Raw genomic sequence first — 17323 nt, 5'->3', positions numbered from 1 at the left:
GGCTTGTGGTCATGCAATGCCAATAAACAGCCCTGCTTTTTCTAACTTAAAAAAGCAGATGATATGGCAATTTAAAACAGAATGTGAAGAGGTATTAATCGTGCTTCTCGGTTATGAAAGAACGTGTTTTTTTCTTTTTAAAGATGGAAATGACGTATTTCAACCAAGGTTGATCCAAATCAATCAATGTCGAGGTGTATAAAAATTGAGCAGTGTTTATTGATATTTATCAAAGCAAATTGTGCGATAAATAGATTGAGCCGTGCGAGGAATATCAGTAATATTAGCAATGACTTTATTAGCTGTAGCTTAACAACAAATTAACCAGTTTGGAACACAATCGCAACATAGAAGGGAAGCCATTGATTATTAAAATAATGGCAGCCAGGAAGGTGACCTAATAAGCGGTTTTGTCGGCTACATTTTGCTAAGCCCAACCATCGGTACACTGTGTAGTACTGTCGCCAGTCAGCCTGGCGAAAAAAGGAGTTCTCAATGTTCACTGATATCGTCGAACTATCGCGGTTACAGTTCGCATTAACTGCGATGTATCACTTTTTGTTCGTCCCATTGACTCTGGGTATGGCGTTCCTGCTTGCCATCATGGAGTCCGTTTATGTAATGACCGGAAAGCAAATCTACAAGGACATGACCAAGTTCTGGGGTAAGCTTTTTGCGATTAACTTTGCCCTTGGTGTCTCCACGGGTCTTACCATGGAGTTCCAGTTTGGTACAAACTGGGCATATTACTCTCACTATGTAGGTGATATCTTCGGTGCGCCACTGGCCATTGAAGCCCTGATTGCCTTCTTCCTTGAATCTACCCTTGTCGGCCTGTTCTTTTTTGGCTGGGATCGCCTGTCTAAGCGTCAGCACCTTACTGTCACTTGGTTGGTTGCTCTTGGCTCTAACTTCTCGGCGTTGTGGATTTTGGTGGCAAACGGCTGGATGCAAAACCCGGTGGGTGCAGAGTTCAACTTTGAAACTATGCGTATGGAGATGGTTAGCTTTGCTGAAGTAGTGCTTAACCCTGTCGCGCAGGTGAAGTTTGTTCACACAGTGGCTTCTGGTTATGTAACCGGTGCAATGTTCGTACTGGGTATCAGTTCATATTACTTGCTTAAAGGTCGTGACATTCCGTTCGCGCGTCGCTCTTTTGCAATCGCTGCGGCATTCGGTATGGCGTCTATCCTGTCTGTTATTGTTCTGGGTGACGAATCTGGCTATGAGCTAGGTGACGTACAGAAGACTAAGCTGGCTGCAATTGAAGCTGAATGGCATACAGAAGAAGCGCCTGCAGCATTTACGGCTTTCGGTATTCCAAATCAGGAAACCATGGAAACCGACTACGCGATCAAGATCCCTTATGTGATGGGTATTATCGCGACACGTTCTTTCGATACAGAAGTAACAGGTCTGCGTGATCTGAAGGCTGAGCACGAAGTGCGTATCCGCAACGGTATGGTTGCTTATGGCTTACTTGAAAAGCTGCGTGCGGGTGAAAAAACGCCTGAAAACATTGCTGCTTTCGACGAAGTGAAGCATGACTTGGGTTACGGCCTGCTGGTTAAGCCTTATGCCGACAATGTGGTTGATGCAACTGAAGCGGATATTGCCAAGGCTGCTGACGATTCTATTCCTACCGTCTGGCCGCTATTCTGGAGCTTCCGAATCATGGTTGCCTGTGGCTTCCTGATGCTGGGTATTATCGGTGCGGCATTCATTCAGTCTTGCCGACATAAGATCACCGAGAAGCCGTGGGTTCTTAAAGCCGCGCTATACGGTATTCCACTACCTTGGATTGCTGTTGAAGCGGGTTGGTTTGTTGCCGAGTATGGCCGTCAACCATGGGCTGTAGGTGAAATTCTGCCTGTATCAATGGCAGCGTCTAACCTGGCTGCATCTGACATTATTACTTCAATGCTGGCAATTATCGCACTTTACACAGTGTTCCTGATTGCTGAAATGTACCTGATGATCAAGTTTGCTCGTCTGGGTCCTAGTAGCCTGAAAACTGGCCGCTACCACTTTGAAACGACCGATGCGCCACAAAACGTGGTAACGCGTCAGGTTGAAGCATAATCAGGGAGAGCTAAGCAATGTTTGAATATGAAGTATTGCGATTCATCTGGTGGGTGCTGATCGGTGTGCTTTGCATCGGTTTCGCAGTCACAGATGGTTTCGATATGGGCGTGGGTGTACTGTCAAAAATCATTGGTAAGACAGACACTGAACGTCGAGTAATGATTAACTCTATCGCTCCTCACTGGGACGGTAACCAAGTTTGGTTGATCACGGCAGGTGGTGCACTGTTTGCGGCGTGGCCATTAGTTTACGCAACGGCGTTTTCTGGCTTCTACTTCGCTATGATTATCACCCTGGCTGCATTGTGGCTGCGTCCGATCGGTTTCGACTACCGTTCGAAAATCGAAAATCCAAAATGGCGCGAAGCATGGGATAAGGCGATCTTTGTTGGTAGTTTCGTACCACCCGTGATCTTCGGTGTGGCGTTCGGCAACCTGCTACAGGGCGTTCCGTTCGAGCTCAGTGAGCTATTGATCCCGACTTACAAAGGATCGTTCTTCGGCCTGCTTAATCCGTTCGCACTTCTGTGCGGTATTGTGAGCATTCTGATGATCACAACTCAGGGTGCGGCTTACCTGCAGATGAAAACCTCTGATGCAATCCGCGAGCGTGCGCGTCGTGTGGCAATGCTTACTTCTATCGGTACCGCGGTGTGCTTTGCGATTGCCGGTTTTTGGGCTCAAAGCATCGAAGGTTACGTGATTACGTCTGAAATTATCACTGACGCACCTTCTAACCCGCTGGCGAAAGAAGTAATGCGCCAGTCTGGTGCACTGTTTGCTAACTTTGACGCGTACCCACTACTGTGGATTGCTCCGGCGCTGGCTGTGTTTATGCCGCTGCTTACGGTACTGGCTTCTCGCGCTAACAGTGGTGCATTGGCGTTCATCACATCTAGCCTGACGATGGCTGGTGTTATCCTGACGGCTGGTTTCGCGCTATTCCCGTTCATCATGCCTTCAAGCTTGGTTCCAAGCCATAGCCTGACAATGTGGGATGCGACGTCATCTGAGCTGACTCTGAATATCATGACAGGCGTAGCCGCAGTGATGGTTCCAATTATCCTGGCGTACACCTCTTGGTGTTACTACAAGATGTTTGGCCGTCTTGATAACCAATATATCGAAGACAACAAGAACTCACTGTACTAAGGAGACAAACTATGTGGTATTTCGCTTGGATCCTGGGTGTGCTACTAGCTTGCTCATTCGGTATCATCAACGCACTGTGGCTAGAAGCGACAGAAAATATGGATAAAGAGAGCGGTGAGTAATCTCGATCTCTGGGTGAAGCGTGTTCACCAGTTGGTAGACTTTGGTTTGCTCCGTATGGCTGCGCTTATCATGTCAATGGCAGCTGCAGGACTGGTGGTTTGGGAGCCCACACTCTTCGCTCAGGCGATTGGCGGATTTGGACCTGTAATCTCGCCAGCCCTAATATGGGCAACATGTACAGCAATGATCTTCGGTGTTGGTTTTGTGCCGCACCGTTGGTACTGGCAGGTGTTTTTCACCCCGTATTTTGCATTGCCGATACTGTCTTATATTATGTGGCTACGCTTGTTCTATTAACAGCAATCGCTGAAATAGCAACTGGCACGAAATGATATTGAAACAGCCTATTACCTGTCGGTAGTGGGCTGTTTTTTTATTGTTCAGTTTGGTATTAGTTTTAGGTATAAGCATGAATACAATTGCAATGTTTATTCACTTTTTTGGGGCGCGAAATGACAAGCCTGTCAAAAATTCAACGGTTTTGTGAGAGTTAGTAAATGTGATATTTCATAATGCCTATCAACTTCGGTATAGTAAGCCCCTAGAAGAAAGACAGGTCAGCGGTTTGTGCTGCCTAGTGTGATTGTGTGGATGATTGATGACCGAAGAAAATGCCTTTGAATGGCCAATCACGATATATTACGAAGATACGGATGTTGGTGGGATTGTATACCATGCCAACTACTTGAAATTTTTTGAGCGGGCTAGGACGGAACTCTTCCGTAGCCGCGGTGTCAGTTTACAGGCATTGTTTGCCGATCATGTGAGTTTTGTGGTTCGCCATATGGATATTGATTTCCACCGTGGTGCCAGACTCGATGAGCAGCTTGTCGTCAAAACGTGGCCGAAAAATATTCGCAGAGCCTCTATCGAATTTTGTCAGGTTTTAGTTAACAATGCCGGCCAAGCCTTGTGTAAAGCTACTGTTCAGGTAGCCTGTATTCACCCTGAAACCATGAAACCTATTCAGATCCCAGAAAATATTAAGTCGGAGATATCTAAGTGACTGCTGAACTATCGATTTTAGATCTTTTTTTGCAGGCTAGCCTGCTGGTAAAGATCGTGATGCTAATTCTACTGGGTATGTCTGTCATTTCCTGGGCGATGATCATCAAGCGCTCCCAGGTTCTTTCGAATGCGGCAGCCAAGGCTGAGCGTTTCGAAGACCGTTTCTGGTCAGGCATTGATTTGTCCCAGCTTTATCAGGAAGTACAGGCTAGGAAAGATAATCTGACAGGTTCGGAGCAAATTTTCCATGCCGGTTTCAAAGAGTTTGCCCGCCTGCACCGTAGCAATGGCAAGGTACCAGAAGCGGTGATGGAAGGTACGGGACGAGCGATGCGCGTAGCACTTTCCCGTGAAGTCGATGATATGGAAACTAACCTGCCGTTTCTTGCTACCGTTGGTTCGATCAGCCCGTATATCGGCCTGTTCGGTACCGTTTGGGGTATCATGCATGCCTTTATTGCCTTGGGCGCCGTTAAGCAGGCAACGCTAGCGATGGTTGCGCCGGGTATTGCCGAAGCACTGGTCGCTACGGCGATGGGTCTGTTTGCCGCGATTCCTGCCGTGATGTTCTACAACAAGCTAACGAACCAAGTCTCTAAGCTGGAACATACTTACGCAACCTTTATGGAAGAGTTCTCAAGCATTCTACACCGTCAGGCATTTGCCGCTTCACAGGAGTAATAAGCCATGGCTTATCAACCGAAAAAGCGCAAGATGACCGCGGAGATCAACGTCGTTCCCTATATCGATGTAATGCTGGTGCTGTTGATCATCTTTATGGTGACTGCGCCCTTTGTCACCCAGGGGGTGGATGTTGAGTTACCGTCAACCCAGACAGCCAAGACAGCGGCTGAACTGGTCGGTGATGAGAACAGCAATGCACCAATCATTGTTGAAGTAGACCAAGACGGCAGGCTTGGCCTGAGCGTAGACAATGGTGAGATGACTCGCGGCCTTCGTCTGAACGATTTATTGACCCGCGTAAGGGCAGAGCTGCAGCTTAACCCTAAATCGACAGTATTGGTGGGGGGCGACGGCCGAGCGCCATACGCTTATATTATCGAAACGCTGGATGCCTTGAATCAGGCCGGAGTGGGGTCTGTTGGTCTTATGACAGAACCTTTAGAGCAGTAGGCAGGCTAGCAGGATGAAAAAAAACAATTACAGTGCTGCCATCATCATTTCGTTACTTCTTCATGGTTTACTGGTAGCGGCACTGTTATGGGGAACGGATTTCTCGATGAATAAGCCTAAACCGCAAGGCAATATGATCAAAGCGGTTGTGGTCGATCCCGCATTGGTAAACCAACAAGCTAAACAGATCCGACAGCAGCGTGATGCCGCCAAGAAGGCCGAGCAAGATCGGCTGAAGCGACTTGAGCAGCAAGCCGAGGCACTCGAACAGCAGCGTCAGGCGGAAGAGAATAGGCTGCGCCAGTTAAAGGCCGATAAGCTCAAAGCCGAAAAAGAAGCCCGTGCGGCTGAAGTCGAACGCAAGCGGGTCGCGGCGGAACAAAAGAAAGTTGCCGCGGCAAAGCGTAAAGCCGAAGAAGAGAAACGTCGTGCGGATGAAGCGGCACGGATCTCTCGTGAAAAAGCAGCAAAAGCGGAAGCAGAGCGCAAAGCTAAGCAGGAAGCGGCGCGTCAGGCTGAGCTTGAGCGTAAAAAACAACTAGCTCAAAAACGTGAAGCCGAAGAAGCCAAGCGCAAGGCTGAAGAAGCCAAACGTCAGGCAGAGGCGGCAGCGCGTAAAGCAGAGGAAGAGCGTAAGGCCAAAATAGCCGCGAAGAAGAAAGCTGAGGAAGAAGCGCGTAAGGCAGAAGCCGCCCGTAAAGAAGCGGAAAGAAAAGCCGCCGAAGCCCGTGAATTACAACGCCAGCAAGAAGCGGCGCTGAATGATATGTTTGCGGGTCTGGAAGCTGAAACTGAGCAGCGTGGCGGTGCCCGTGGCCAGTTTATTGCTGACGAAACCCAGCGTTATGGTGCCATCTATACTCAGATGATCCAGCAGAACTTGCTGGTGGATCAGGGGTTCATTGGCAAAGAGTGTCTGATACGTATGCGCTTATCTGCCAATGGCCTCGTACTGGATGCGTCGAATGATGGGGGAGACGGCGCGCTTTGCCGAGCAGCGAAAGCTGCGGTAGTTAAAGTGAGCCAGTTCCCGATGCCGGAAGACCCGGCTGTGGTCGAAAAGCTTCGCAATATTCGATTAATAGTAAGCCCGCAATGATGAAGGAGTTGTTATGAAACGTTGGATAATGGGCTTGTGTCTTGCTCTTCTGAGTTTTAGTCAAATCGCACGAGCTGAATTGGAGTTGGTGATCACTGAAGGTATTGATTCGGCTCGCCCTATTGGTGTGGTGCCGTTTCAGTGGGAAGGCGAAGGCAAAATGCCGACGGACCTTTCAGCCGTGATTGCCTCCGACTTGCGACGTAGTGGTAAATTCAGCCCGCTGACGACAAGCAAGATGCCGCAAACGCCTTATAGCGAAGATCAGGTGGACTACAACGCCTGGACATCGTTGGGAGTGGATGCGCTGGTGACCGGTAAGGTAAGCCTGAACGCTGATGGCAACTATGTGATCAACTACCAACTGGTCGATGTGGTTCGTGGTCAACTCACCAGCGGTGAGAGCCGAGGATTGGAAAACGGCGAGCTGGTACTGACCAAAGATCATCTTTTGGTAAATAACCGCGCCACGGTAAAAGAAAGTCGGTTACGTCAGTATGCACACCGAATTTCTGATGTGGTTTATGAAAAACTAACGGGTGAAAAGGGAGCCTTTTTAACTCGTATTGCGTATGTGGTTATCGATGATAAAGCTAAGTATCCGTACCAGCTGCGCGTTGCCGATTACGATGGTTACAACGAGCGATTGGTATTGAAATCTCAACAGCCATTGATGTCGCCATCTTGGTCGCCAGACGGCAGCAAGCTGGCTTATGTGAGTTTCGAGAACCAGCAGGCGCAGATTTTCATCATGGATATCTACAAAGGTAGCCGTGAAATGATCGCCTCGTTCCCACGCCACAATGGTTCGCCGCGCTTTTCGCCTGACGGCAAAAAGCTGGCCATGGTTTTGTCGAAAAGCGGCAGTTTGCAGATCTATGTGAAGGATCTTCAAACCAAGAAAATGACTCAAATTACCCGTGGTAGAGCTAACAATACCGAGGCTTTTTGGGATCCAGATGGTCAGTCTATGATCTTTACTTCAGACAGAGGTGGTAAACCTCAGATATATCGAGTAAATTTAGCTGACGGTTCGACTGATCGCCTGACTTGGCAAGGAAGTCAGAACCTGGGTGGTCAATTGACGCCAGATGGACGGTTCCTGGTAATGGTACACAGATCCGATTCTGGGTATAACATTGCCAAACAAGATCTGAAAACCGGAGCTCTTCAAATTTTAACGAAGACATTTTTGGATGAATCGCCAAGCATCGCACCCAATGGCGGTATGGTGATTTACAGCTCAGTCAATAACAAGTCAAATGAGCTGTCGTTAGTGTCGATTGACGGGCGCTTTAAGGCACGATTACCTGCGACGAACGGGCGGGTACGGGCTCCATCTTGGGGACCGTTCTTATAACGTTCACCGTATTTAGCGATATAAAAGGAAAAAAATAATGCAACTGAACAAAGTTTTAAAGGGGCTGGCAATTGCGCTGCCAATGATCACTCTTGCGGCATGTAGCTCAACAGAAAGCACTGATAGCTCAGCGGCGTCTGAAACTACTACTGGTACAGGTACAACTACCGAGCAAACTACAGTTGCAACACCAGTAGAATCAGGTTCTGCTGCACTGTCTGAGCAGGAGCTACGTAGCCAGGAGCTACGTCAAGAGCAAACAATTTACTTCAAGTTTGACAACGCTGAAATCCAACCGGATTACCAGGACATGCTAACAGCACACGCTGAGTACCTGCGTGATAACACGACGGTTAACGTAATTGTTGAAGGTCACGCGGATGAGCGTGGTACGCCTGAGTACAACATCGCACTAGGCGAGCGCCGTGCAAACGCAGTTGCTAAGTACCTTCAGGCACTAGGCGTATCTGCAAGCCAGATTTCTATTGTTAGCTACGGTGAGGAAAAGCCTCTGGTTCTTGGCCACACTGAAGCTGATTACGCTAAGAACCGTCGTTCGGTTCTAGTTTACTAATTAATAGGTAAACATTATGAGCAGTAGCAAGATGCGAAGCCTCGCATTGATGTTGCTGGTTGGTGCGGCGACCCAGGTGGTCGCCGCACCTGCTCCTGTCACCGAATTGAACGGTGGCAGTGCGAAGGGCGATAGCCTTGAGCGATTGGAGCGTATGATTGAGGCTCGAAATCAGGTGCAGCTGGATATGCAGCGTCAGTTGGATATGCTGGCATCTGAAATGGATGAACTCCGCGGAATCGTTGAGCGCAACAGCTATGACCTCGGTCAGATGCTTGAGCGTCAGCGTGAATTGTACCGCGAGGTTGATGCACTTAGTCGTCAGCCACAGGCAAAGCAGGCCGAAGCGCCCGCTGCCGATAAGTCCTCGACCGAAACCTATACCAGTAATGTCAGCGAGAACGAAGCCTATGAGTCTGCCGTTAATCTTATCCTAAAAGAGAAAGATTACGCGGGAGCCATTACCGCTTTCACCGGGTTCTTAAAGACCTATCCAGAATCAGCCTACAAGGCAAATGCCCATTACTGGCTTGGCCAATTGTTCTTTACCCAGAATCAATTGACGGAAGCCGCCGAGCAGTTCAAGGCTGTTGCCAGCGTCACAGACTCGAACAAGCGAGCTGATGCCTTGTTGAAACTCGGTATCATTGCCGAGCGTAGCAAGAAAAATGACGAAGCCAAGAAATTTTACCAAGAAGTGATTTCGGCTTACCCAGAGTCAACCAGTTCGCGTCAGGCAGAGAAAAAACTCAAGCAGCTTAAATAGTTGATGGTTAAAGGTTTGCCAGTAATTGAAAAGGCCGGAATTTCCGGCCTTTTTTGATCCGTGTATATTTGAACGTTTGCGGTGTATAATGCCCGGATTAGTAAGGACGAGCTGATAGAGCAACTGAACGATGAGCCTAACATTTGATCCCTCTGAAATGGTATACCCGTTTCCACCAAAACCGATGCCACTGACTGCTGAAGAGCAACAAGCATACAAAGAGCAAATCCACGCCCTGTTAAAGGAAAAAGACGCGGTATTGGTTGCTCACTACTACACCGATCCTGAAATCCAGGCACTGGCGGAAGAGACTGGTGGTTTTGTCGGTGATTCTTTGGAAATGGCCAAGTTCGGTAACCAGCATCCCGCCAAAACCTTAGTGATTTGTGGCGTGCGCTTTATGGGCGAGTCGGCAAAAATCCTGACTCCCGAAAAGCGCGTGCTAATGCCGACGCTGGAAGCGGAGTGCTCTCTGGATCTTGGCTGTCCTGCAGACAAGTTTTCTGAATTTTGTGATGCTCACCCCGATCATACCGTCGTCGTGTATGCCAATACGTCTGCAGCGGTAAAAGCGCGTGCCGATTGGGTGGTGACATCCAGTATTGCGCTGGAAATTGTTGAGCACCTAGATAGTGAAGGTAAAGACATTATCTGGGGACCTGACCGTCATCTTGGCTCTTATATCCAGAAACAGACGGGGGCAGAGATGCTGTTGTGGCAGGGCGAGTGTGTTGTCCACGATGAGTTTTCAGCCAAGGCACTACGGGACATGAAGAATATCTACCCGGATGCCGCTATTCTGGTCCACCCTGAATCCCCGGCAAGTGTTGTCGCCTTAGCTGATGCTGTTGGCTCGACCAGCCAGTTGATCAAAGCCGCAAAAACCTTGCCGAACAAGCAGTTGATCGTAGCAACTGATAAAGGCATCTTCTTCAAGATGCAGCAGATGGTGCCAGAGAAAGAGCTTATCGAAGCACCGACCGCCGGTGCCGGTGCAACTTGCCGTAGCTGCGCCCACTGTCCGTGGATGGCAATGAATGGTCTGAAAGCGATTGAGCAGGCTCTCCGTGAAGGTGGCGAACAACATGAAATTTTTGTTGACGAGTCACTACGCGAGAAATCTTTGATCCCCTTGAACCGTATGCTTGATTTTGCGGCATCACTGCAGCTGAAGGTTAAAGGTAACGCTTAATCTATTTTGTCGATAGGTTGATGAATTGTGAGTGGCGACCAGCAGGTCGCCATTTTTATTTGCTTTGGTTTTATACTCATTTGGATTAGAACAATGAGCCAGACAATGTTGACGGTGGCTTTACCTGCTGCACTCGCATGGATGATGTTTTGTGTGGGGATTACCCTGACGGTTGCGGACTTTAAACGGGTGGCGCAATTTCCGGGGAGGGTGTTGCTTGGCCTGAGTGCCCAGCTGCTTGGGCTCCCGTTGCTTGCTTTTTTGATGACATGGCTATTTGCCTTGCCTGAGCCCGTAGCTATTGGCTTATGGTTGCTGGCCCTTGCACCCGGAGGGGCCTCTTCCAATGCGATATCCCATATGTGTGGCGGTGACTCGGCGCTTTCGATCACCATGACTGCTGTAAGCAGTTTGATCATTCCTTTTAGCCTGCCGTTGATGCTCTCGCTGGTGGTTCCTGACGCGCAGCTTATCTTCCCGTTACAAACGGCAATTATACAGTTGGCTGTCGTCACACTTCTTCCAGTCTTGATTGGGATGGCTGTAAAGCACTGGATTGTAGGGGAGAGGTTTGAACGATTTTCCCGGTTAGCTGGGCGCTCTGCGCTGGGGGCATTGTTTCTGACTGTAATGGTAACCGTAGCCGCAAATACCGGCGTGTTCCATCAGCTATTTTCTGTGGCGTCAGTTGCTGCGATAAGCTTGTGCCTGAGCGGTATGTGGCTGGGTGTTTTGGTCGCAAAAATCGTGCGCGGAGATCCAGCCTTAGTCAAGACGCTGGCAATTGAGGTGGGGGTGCAGAATGCGGGGACCGCAATCTTTGTTGCTGTCGTCCAGATGCAACGTCCTGAATTGGCGTTGACACCATTGCTTTATGGTTTACTGATGAACCTACCGGCGTTTGCGATGATTTATATCTACCAGCGACGTCAATTGGCCAGAGCCTGATAGTATTCATTATTGCAAGCAAGAGCGATATACCCCATTAGGTTCGCCTTAAGGGAACCTATCTTGAAGTCACTTGGGTAAATAAAGCAAAGGCTGTGAAATATACTGCTTTCACAGCCTTTGGCTAGGCGTTACTGGTCTTGTACCAAGGCGTTGGCGCGAAGTGTCAGGCCACACAGCATCGTTGGTACTGAGCTAAAGATTTCTTCGAATTGGGCCAGACCATCAGCGCCTTCTTGCGATAGGGCGTCGATTGCATTTTCTGGATCATAAAGCAGGCTGAAGCAAAGTAGTACGCCACCAAGTAGCGCATTGTCTTCACTTTCCTCTGGCATAATCGTCTCCCAGTCGTCACGAGCGAGTTGCCAGCCTTGAAGAACGCCTTCAGCGAGTTGGCGGGTAGGTTCGGACACCAGTTCTTTGTCATCCAGCTCGCAGCCTTCAGGCCACTGCCATTGGCCTGTTAACAATGCTTCGCGGGTTTCGTTCCACATGTTCACGATTTCGTTGGCATAAGTCTCAAGTTCTTCGTGGCTTGCAAATGGTGATGTTTCGTCACCGCCCCAAAGGAAGGCCAGCCACTCAGAAGGGTCAAGCAGGTGCGGGGCTGCGGCCATTGCAGTAACAAAGCCGCGTGTTTGCGCTTCAGATAATAACTGATCGGCCAGTTGCGGGTTTTGTAGTAACTCACTCAATTGTGAAGACATAGTTCAATCTCAGTTCAGTAATTGGGTTTTGCTAATATCAACACGGCTGTTGCAACGTAATCGTTAACAGGAATCGATAGAATAGTAGCTATGCGGCTATTGTATCAGTCTGGATCCTTCTGCACAGCTTAGCTAGGTGTTTTATCGAGTTAAGTAGCTATATCGCTGTAATATTGAACGTTTGATTGCTGTTTTGGTGATTTTTATTGACCAGAAGCGTCTTGGTCACTATAGTAACGCTCCGTTGATGCGCAGGCTAAGCCGGTGCTAGACAACAGATGGTGAGGTGTCCGAGTGGCTGAAGGAGCACGCCTGGAAAGTGTGTATACGGCAACGTATCGAGGGTTCGAATCCCTCCCTCACCGCCATCGAATTTAGAGAGAACCCGTCGATTTCGACGGGTTTTTTCGTATCTGACATACAGAAGTTAGCAATATCTGTGCATTCCACTGCTCCCTGAAAGTCCCCCCCTGTACGCTTACCTAGTACAACTGGAAAATGTTTCTAGCTGCTCAGTCACACTCTATTGGCGATAGGCCGTTCTCTATTTGGCGATTGCTTGAGCTATTTACGGACTTTGACAGTAAATATCACCGGATGATTTCAAAATTTTTTCTGCTCTGTGCCTGCCCGTTTTTCTCTTTCATTTATAGATTTAAAGCACTTGTATTTTACCGTTCCTTGTACGTTTAATTGTTGTAAAACATTACCTTGGAGTAGAGTAAAAGATTTAAAGTTGCAATTGGTATGGTTGTGTTTTCCTTTTAAAACAGTGGGTTAACCATGGTAGTTGGAATTGTCCACTTAACAATTTACAAACATGTATGTTGATATATGGGTTGCCGTTCTGTAAATTTGGCGCCAAATCGGGTTTGCCATAGCGATTGGAGATCGCCAAAAAGGCAAGCTGAAATAATGAAGCAGTTGATTAGGGTTGGTGTCTTAATGAAAAAGCATAAGTTAGCCGTAGCAGTGGCAATAGCCGGTGTGCTAAGTGGAGGCTGTGGAAATGCTTCTGCAGCTGGATTTCAGATTGTCGAGCACTCAGCATCAGGGCTGGGGAGGGCCTTTTCTGGTGAGGCCGCAATAGCTGATAATGCGGCGGCCCTGGCTCGAAACCCCGCTTCGCTTAGTTTGTTAAAAGAAACCAATATAACGACAGGCCTTGCTTACATCGATCCCGATATTCAGATGGAGTTCAGCAATGGCCAATTTGTCGATGCGATTGAAGATGAAGCTGCGCCACCAGCTTTTGTTCCCAACTTTTATTTAAGTCATCCGCTTAATGACAAGGTCACTATTGGTTTTGGCTCCTACGCTGACTTTGGCCTTGCGTCGGAATTCAGTGACGAGGTGAACGAGGAATTCGGAACAATTGCCGGTGACACCTCGGTTACCGTGATTAACCTCAACACCAGCCTGGCCTATGAGCTGAACGAGCAGTTCGTTGTTGGAGCGAGTGCAAGTTTGCTGTTGGCGCAGGCTGAACTCAATCGCCATTCTGGCATTGCCAAAATGGTCACAGGTGGCGAAACGGATGTATTTGCCAACCTTGAAGGTAACGGTATTGGCTTTGGCTATAAAGTGGGTGCGCTATATAAGCTGAATGACAACCACCGCTGGGGGATTGCCTATACGGGAGCCTCTGATATCGATATGGAGGGGGAATTTAATGGGGTTCAGCTCAATACCGAAGATAATATATTGGACTACGTCGAAGGCGTCGATGGTGAGCTGACTCTTAATCTGCCATCGATCCTCGAGGTATCAGGTTATCATCAGCTGACCGATCAGTTTGCTGTTCACTACAGTTGGATGCGTACAGGCTGGAGTTCATTCCAAGAAATTCTTGCCACCTCGAAAGGTAACGAATGCAGCTCGAAAGGCGAAAACGATAAAGTCTGCCTGCAAAAGGAAGAGGGTTGGAAAGATTCTAACCGCTACTCCCTCGGCGCCACTTACCAAATTAATGGCAACTGGACGATTCGTTCCGGTGTTGCCTTTGACGAAACGCCAACGGATAAACATGTCACGGCCAGTATTCCTGACTCCGATCGGATTTGGTATTCGGCTGGTATGTCCTACCGTCGCGACCGGCATAATATCGATTTCGGTTTGACCTACCTCGAAGGCGAAACTGGTGATGTGATTGAAGAGGAAGGCAAGTTCTTCAAAACCACCAACTGTACCGCGATGATTTACGCCATTCAGTACTCCTATACCTTCAAGTAATGCTTTGCTCTGCCTGAGAGCAGAGTATGAACAGAGAGATAGCTATGAAACTAAAAACAATATCGAACGCAGTGCTGATCGCGCTGTCAGCTTCTGCCCTTGTGGCCTGCGGTTCATCGGATGACGACAGTGACGGCAATGGCAAGCAATTACAGCCTGCGAATCTTCAGTTTTCATTTGGCCTGGAAAATACCAAAGAAATAGCCAATGACAGAAATATTCCGATGCCCAATGATCTGTATTTTATTGGTGAGGACGGCTCGGAAAATACCAAGCTGACGGTTTACGGTTGTGGCGAAAGTGATAGTGACAACGAGCTTCCAGAGAACATCGTTAATGGAACCAAGTGCTCGTTGGAAGATCTCAGCGGCTGGTCAACGACGGCACCGTTTACTATTCCAATGTCTGGTGATGGCAGCCAGCTAGATACCGATACTTTTGCTGAAAGCATCCGAATTTTTGCCAAGCGTCAGCTTCCTTTTCCGGGCTATTCTGAACTTCGCTATGACAAGGACTTTACCGTAAGGGTCACTGAGTTTAATCATCTACAGATCCTTCCCCTAAAGCCTTTGGCTGGGAACACGGCCTATGTACTCGCGGTTACCAAGGGGTTGAAGTCGACAGCAGGCGAGGTGGTCAAGCGCTCTCCTGCGTTTGAGTCTTTGCTAAACGAGCCGCAAGGCACCCCTCGTCTAGCGAGCTATAAAGAAAAAGTCGATGGCTTGTTTACCGAACTTAATGACGAGTCCATTACTCCTGACAGTGTGCTGTATATTGCCGGTTTCAAGACCCAGAAAATTGGTGCAGTGCTAAAAAATCTACTGCCTAAGCGTGGACATCAACCTGCTGGTTTTCAATCTGCCGAGTCACCGGATAACCACCTGGCCGGTGCCGTACTGCCGCCAGAAATGCTAGATACGATTGTTGGCAAGATCATTGGCGGCGTCATTGGTGTCCCTGATATTGACCCTAATTTCTGCGTTACTGACCGCGGAGACGGCTTCGTTGTCGAGTGTGTGAGGAAATTACAGGCCACGATCACGCTGCCTTATTACCTCGCGGATTCGAATAAAATTACCGCCAGCAACTGTCAGGCTGACTTGTCTAGCCAGGATGAAGCGGAGTTCTGGTTTGGGATTGATGGGATCAAGGTTGCAGAACACGAAAGCTACTTTGAGAGCTACCGCTACACAAGTGAAAAGTGCCCATCGCTGTATAGTGTATGGGATGTTACTGAAGGCCTGAAACCGGCCCCAGTTTCGCAAGGCGAGCAGGAACTGGCGGTTCAGGTGGTATTACCGAATCGTGAGCGAAATCCGATGCCGGAAGCCGGTTGGCCGGTGGTTATCTTCTCGCACGGGATCACCGCCGCTAAAGAGTTTGGCAATGGCGGTATGCTACTGCTGGATAACTTTGTTCAGGCTGAACTGGCCAACCAAGGTTATGCAGTGATTGCTATTGATCACCCACTTCACAACACGCGGGCAGTCGATATCGATGGTGATGAAAGCTATGACATCAACGTCAGCCAGTCGTTGCGAGGCTTGTTCCCGGGGCACGAGCAAGCTGATGTTAAGAACTTCCTGAAAGCCGACGCATTGCTAACATCGCGGGACAACCTGCGCCAGAGTATTGCTGACCTGATCAACCTACGTGCTTCTGTTGGTGATCTGACTTATGTCGATAGTGAAGGCCAAGAGCAGGTTGAGCCTTTGGACGCCGATAATGTCTATGTGATGGGCCATTCAATGGGCTCAATTGCCGGGGCTTCGTTCAGTGGTATTGTGGCAGGTAGCGACCAAGCCTTGAACGGCAGTATTCTTGCCAATCCCGGTGGAGGTATAGGTGGGATTTTGATGAATTCGGTATGGCTGGGCCATAGTGAAGTGCCGCCGGCTATCAAGGCGATGCCAGAGTATCGCTTGCGGATGGCCAAGGAGCTGGGTATTGAGCAAGACTTGACCGCGGTCCGCGAATACGCTGAGCAAAATCCGCAAGCCTATAAACAGCAGTCAGATCAATTATCGCCGGAGTTCCTTAGTGAGTTCCAATATCTGATGCAGGCGGTTGTCGATACGGTTGACCCGCTTAACTACGCCGATGCGTTGCAAGACACGCCGATCTTGTCATTTTCAGTGACCGGCAGTATCTCTGAGCAGCCGGGATTACAAGATATCCCGGGAAGTTATCTGACGACAGGCGATCAAACGGTTCCAATTAAAGTAGAGCTGGATGGCCAGACAGCGTATGAAGTCTGTAACTCGGCTAGCATGGAGGCTGGTTCAGTTGCCACTCAAGAGCTGGGTTGCTTTAACGGTTCTTCACTTAAGCCATATTTCTCTCTCAATACTACTGAGTTTCCGCTGGCAGGGGCAACACCACTGGAGGAAACGTATGGTTTAAAGAATACGCTTAACAGTACAGAGCGTTCATATACGCGCTTTTTAACCGGAACCCATAACATTGGAGCGGGCACGTTAACGAGCTCGGAAACGGAAGGAAATGCGGACTATAGCTCGGTCGATGGCGCAGCCACTGAGCTGGCGGTGCAGGCTGCCTCCTTTGTGAAGTACACCCTAACTGATGGCGCTTATGTTCCAGGTTCTCATCGTGTTGCACCGGTGGATCTGACTGTCATTGAAAAGTAACACCCAGCACTAATTCCTGACAGGAATCCGCTCAAAGCCTCGGCCATTTGCCGGGGCTTTTTGGGTTATTGCTAGGCATTTCGTATACCCAAAGGAAACCGTTGGGCTAGATACGTATCAGGGGAGCGATGATTCGACTTCATTAATATTGATAATCTGTAATTATGTTTCATTTTTGTATGTTTTTTTGGTGTTGGAAATGTTGTGTTGTGTGGCTAAAAATCAATAGGTTAAATTATTGTAGCAATTTTATGGAGGGTGAAAATAGCCAGTTATGTAGACTTTTATCATTGATG

The 17323-nt window shown here is 48.7% G+C and carries 16 protein-coding genes and 1 tRNA gene; 16 read left to right on the top strand and 1 reads right to left on the bottom strand.

Annotation, left to right across the window (positions count from 1 at the left end; translation table 11 throughout):
* The first annotated feature begins 495 nt into the window (after positions 1-495).
* The 13 genes from cydA (at position 496) to MD588_RS01530 (ending at position 11440) form a co-directional block, all read left to right on the top strand.
* Positions 496-2082, top strand: a complete 1587-nt coding sequence (gene cydA / locus MD588_RS01590; protein ID WP_265695010.1) for a cytochrome ubiquinol oxidase subunit I — start codon at positions 496-498, stop codon at positions 2080-2082.
* Between the two features lie 17 nt (positions 2083-2099).
* Positions 2100-3236, top strand: a complete 1137-nt coding sequence (gene cydB / locus MD588_RS01585; RefSeq protein ID WP_265695009.1) for a cytochrome d ubiquinol oxidase subunit II — start codon at positions 2100-2102, stop codon at positions 3234-3236.
* An 11-nt stretch (positions 3237-3247) separates the two neighbouring features.
* Entirely contained in the window at positions 3248-3358 is a 111-nt protein-coding gene (gene cydX / locus MD588_RS01580) for a cytochrome bd-I oxidase subunit CydX (protein WP_265695008.1), read from the top strand.
* The gene (ybgE, locus tag MD588_RS01575; RefSeq protein ID WP_265695007.1) at positions 3351-3656 is read left to right on the top strand and encodes a cyd operon protein YbgE; all 306 of its coding nucleotides are present in this window, start codon (positions 3351-3353) and stop codon (positions 3654-3656) included. Before cydX ends, ybgE begins: the two co-directional genes overlap by 8 nt.
* A gap of 301 nt (positions 3657-3957) precedes the next feature.
* Positions 3958-4365: a tol-pal system-associated acyl-CoA thioesterase gene (ybgC, locus tag MD588_RS01570; protein WP_265695006.1), complete on the top strand. Its 408-nt coding sequence runs from the start codon at positions 3958-3960 to the stop codon at positions 4363-4365.
* Positions 4362-5048 (top strand): protein TolQ, encoded by a 687-nt coding sequence (tolQ, locus tag MD588_RS01565; protein ID WP_265695005.1) that lies wholly within the window; start codon positions 4362-4364, stop codon positions 5046-5048. The genes ybgC and tolQ overlap by 4 nt, the downstream gene beginning before the upstream one ends.
* A 6-nt stretch (positions 5049-5054) precedes the next feature.
* Positions 5055-5501 carry a protein TolR gene (gene tolR / locus MD588_RS01560; RefSeq protein WP_265695004.1) on the top strand — a complete coding sequence of 149 codons (447 nt, stop codon included), beginning with the start codon at positions 5055-5057 and terminating at the stop codon, positions 5499-5501.
* A gap of 13 nt (positions 5502-5514) precedes the next feature.
* Positions 5515-6600 (top strand): cell envelope integrity protein TolA, encoded by a 1086-nt coding sequence (gene tolA, locus MD588_RS01555; protein WP_265695003.1) that lies wholly within the window; start codon positions 5515-5517, stop codon positions 6598-6600.
* A gap of 13 nt (positions 6601-6613) precedes the next feature.
* Complete coding sequence (gene tolB, locus MD588_RS01550) at positions 6614-7960, top strand: Tol-Pal system beta propeller repeat protein TolB (protein ID WP_265695002.1); 1347 nt, start codon at positions 6614-6616, stop codon at positions 7958-7960.
* A gap of 37 nt (positions 7961-7997) precedes the next feature.
* Positions 7998-8534, top strand: coding sequence for a peptidoglycan-associated lipoprotein Pal (gene pal / locus MD588_RS01545; RefSeq protein ID WP_265695001.1), 537 nt, complete (start codon positions 7998-8000; stop codon positions 8532-8534).
* Between the two features lie 16 nt (positions 8535-8550).
* Positions 8551-9300 (top strand): tol-pal system protein YbgF, encoded by a 750-nt coding sequence (gene ybgF / locus MD588_RS01540; protein WP_265695000.1) that lies wholly within the window; start codon positions 8551-8553, stop codon positions 9298-9300.
* A gap of 130 nt (positions 9301-9430) precedes the next feature.
* Positions 9431-10492, top strand: coding sequence for a quinolinate synthase NadA (nadA, locus tag MD588_RS01535; protein ID WP_265694999.1), 1062 nt, complete (start codon positions 9431-9433; stop codon positions 10490-10492).
* Positions 10493-10585: 93 nt separating this feature from the next.
* The gene (locus MD588_RS01530) at positions 10586-11440 is read left to right on the top strand and encodes a bile acid:sodium symporter family protein (RefSeq protein WP_265694998.1); all 855 of its coding nucleotides are present in this window, start codon (positions 10586-10588) and stop codon (positions 11438-11440) included.
* 131 nt (positions 11441-11571) lie between these two features.
* Here the strand turns inward: MD588_RS01530 and MD588_RS01525 are convergent, their stop codons facing one another.
* A complete protein-coding gene (locus MD588_RS01525; protein WP_265694997.1) occupies positions 11572-12147 on the bottom strand; it encodes a UPF0149 family protein in 576 nt (191 codons plus the stop codon).
* Between the two features lie 280 nt (positions 12148-12427).
* Here MD588_RS01525 and MD588_RS01520 point away from each other — a divergent pair.
* From MD588_RS01520 to MD588_RS01510, 3 genes are all read left to right on the top strand, one after another.
* Positions 12428-12515: transfer RNA gene (locus MD588_RS01520), tRNA-Ser, on the top strand.
* A gap of 577 nt (positions 12516-13092) precedes the next feature.
* The gene (locus MD588_RS01515) at positions 13093-14379 is read left to right on the top strand and encodes an OmpP1/FadL family transporter (protein WP_265694996.1); all 1287 of its coding nucleotides are present in this window, start codon (positions 13093-13095) and stop codon (positions 14377-14379) included.
* 44 nt (positions 14380-14423) lie between these two features.
* The gene (locus MD588_RS01510; RefSeq protein ID WP_265694995.1) at positions 14424-17027 is read left to right on the top strand and encodes a hypothetical protein; all 2604 of its coding nucleotides are present in this window, start codon (positions 14424-14426) and stop codon (positions 17025-17027) included.
* Positions 17028-17323: the final 296 nt, after the last annotated feature.

This window comes from Photobacterium obscurum, from assembly GCF_026191635.1.
Classification (GTDB): domain Bacteria; phylum Pseudomonadota; class Gammaproteobacteria; order Enterobacterales; family Vibrionaceae; genus Photobacterium; species Photobacterium obscurum.
The sequence above is the reverse complement of the archived record's forward strand: the minus strand, read 5'-3'. Positions and strand labels throughout refer to the sequence as shown.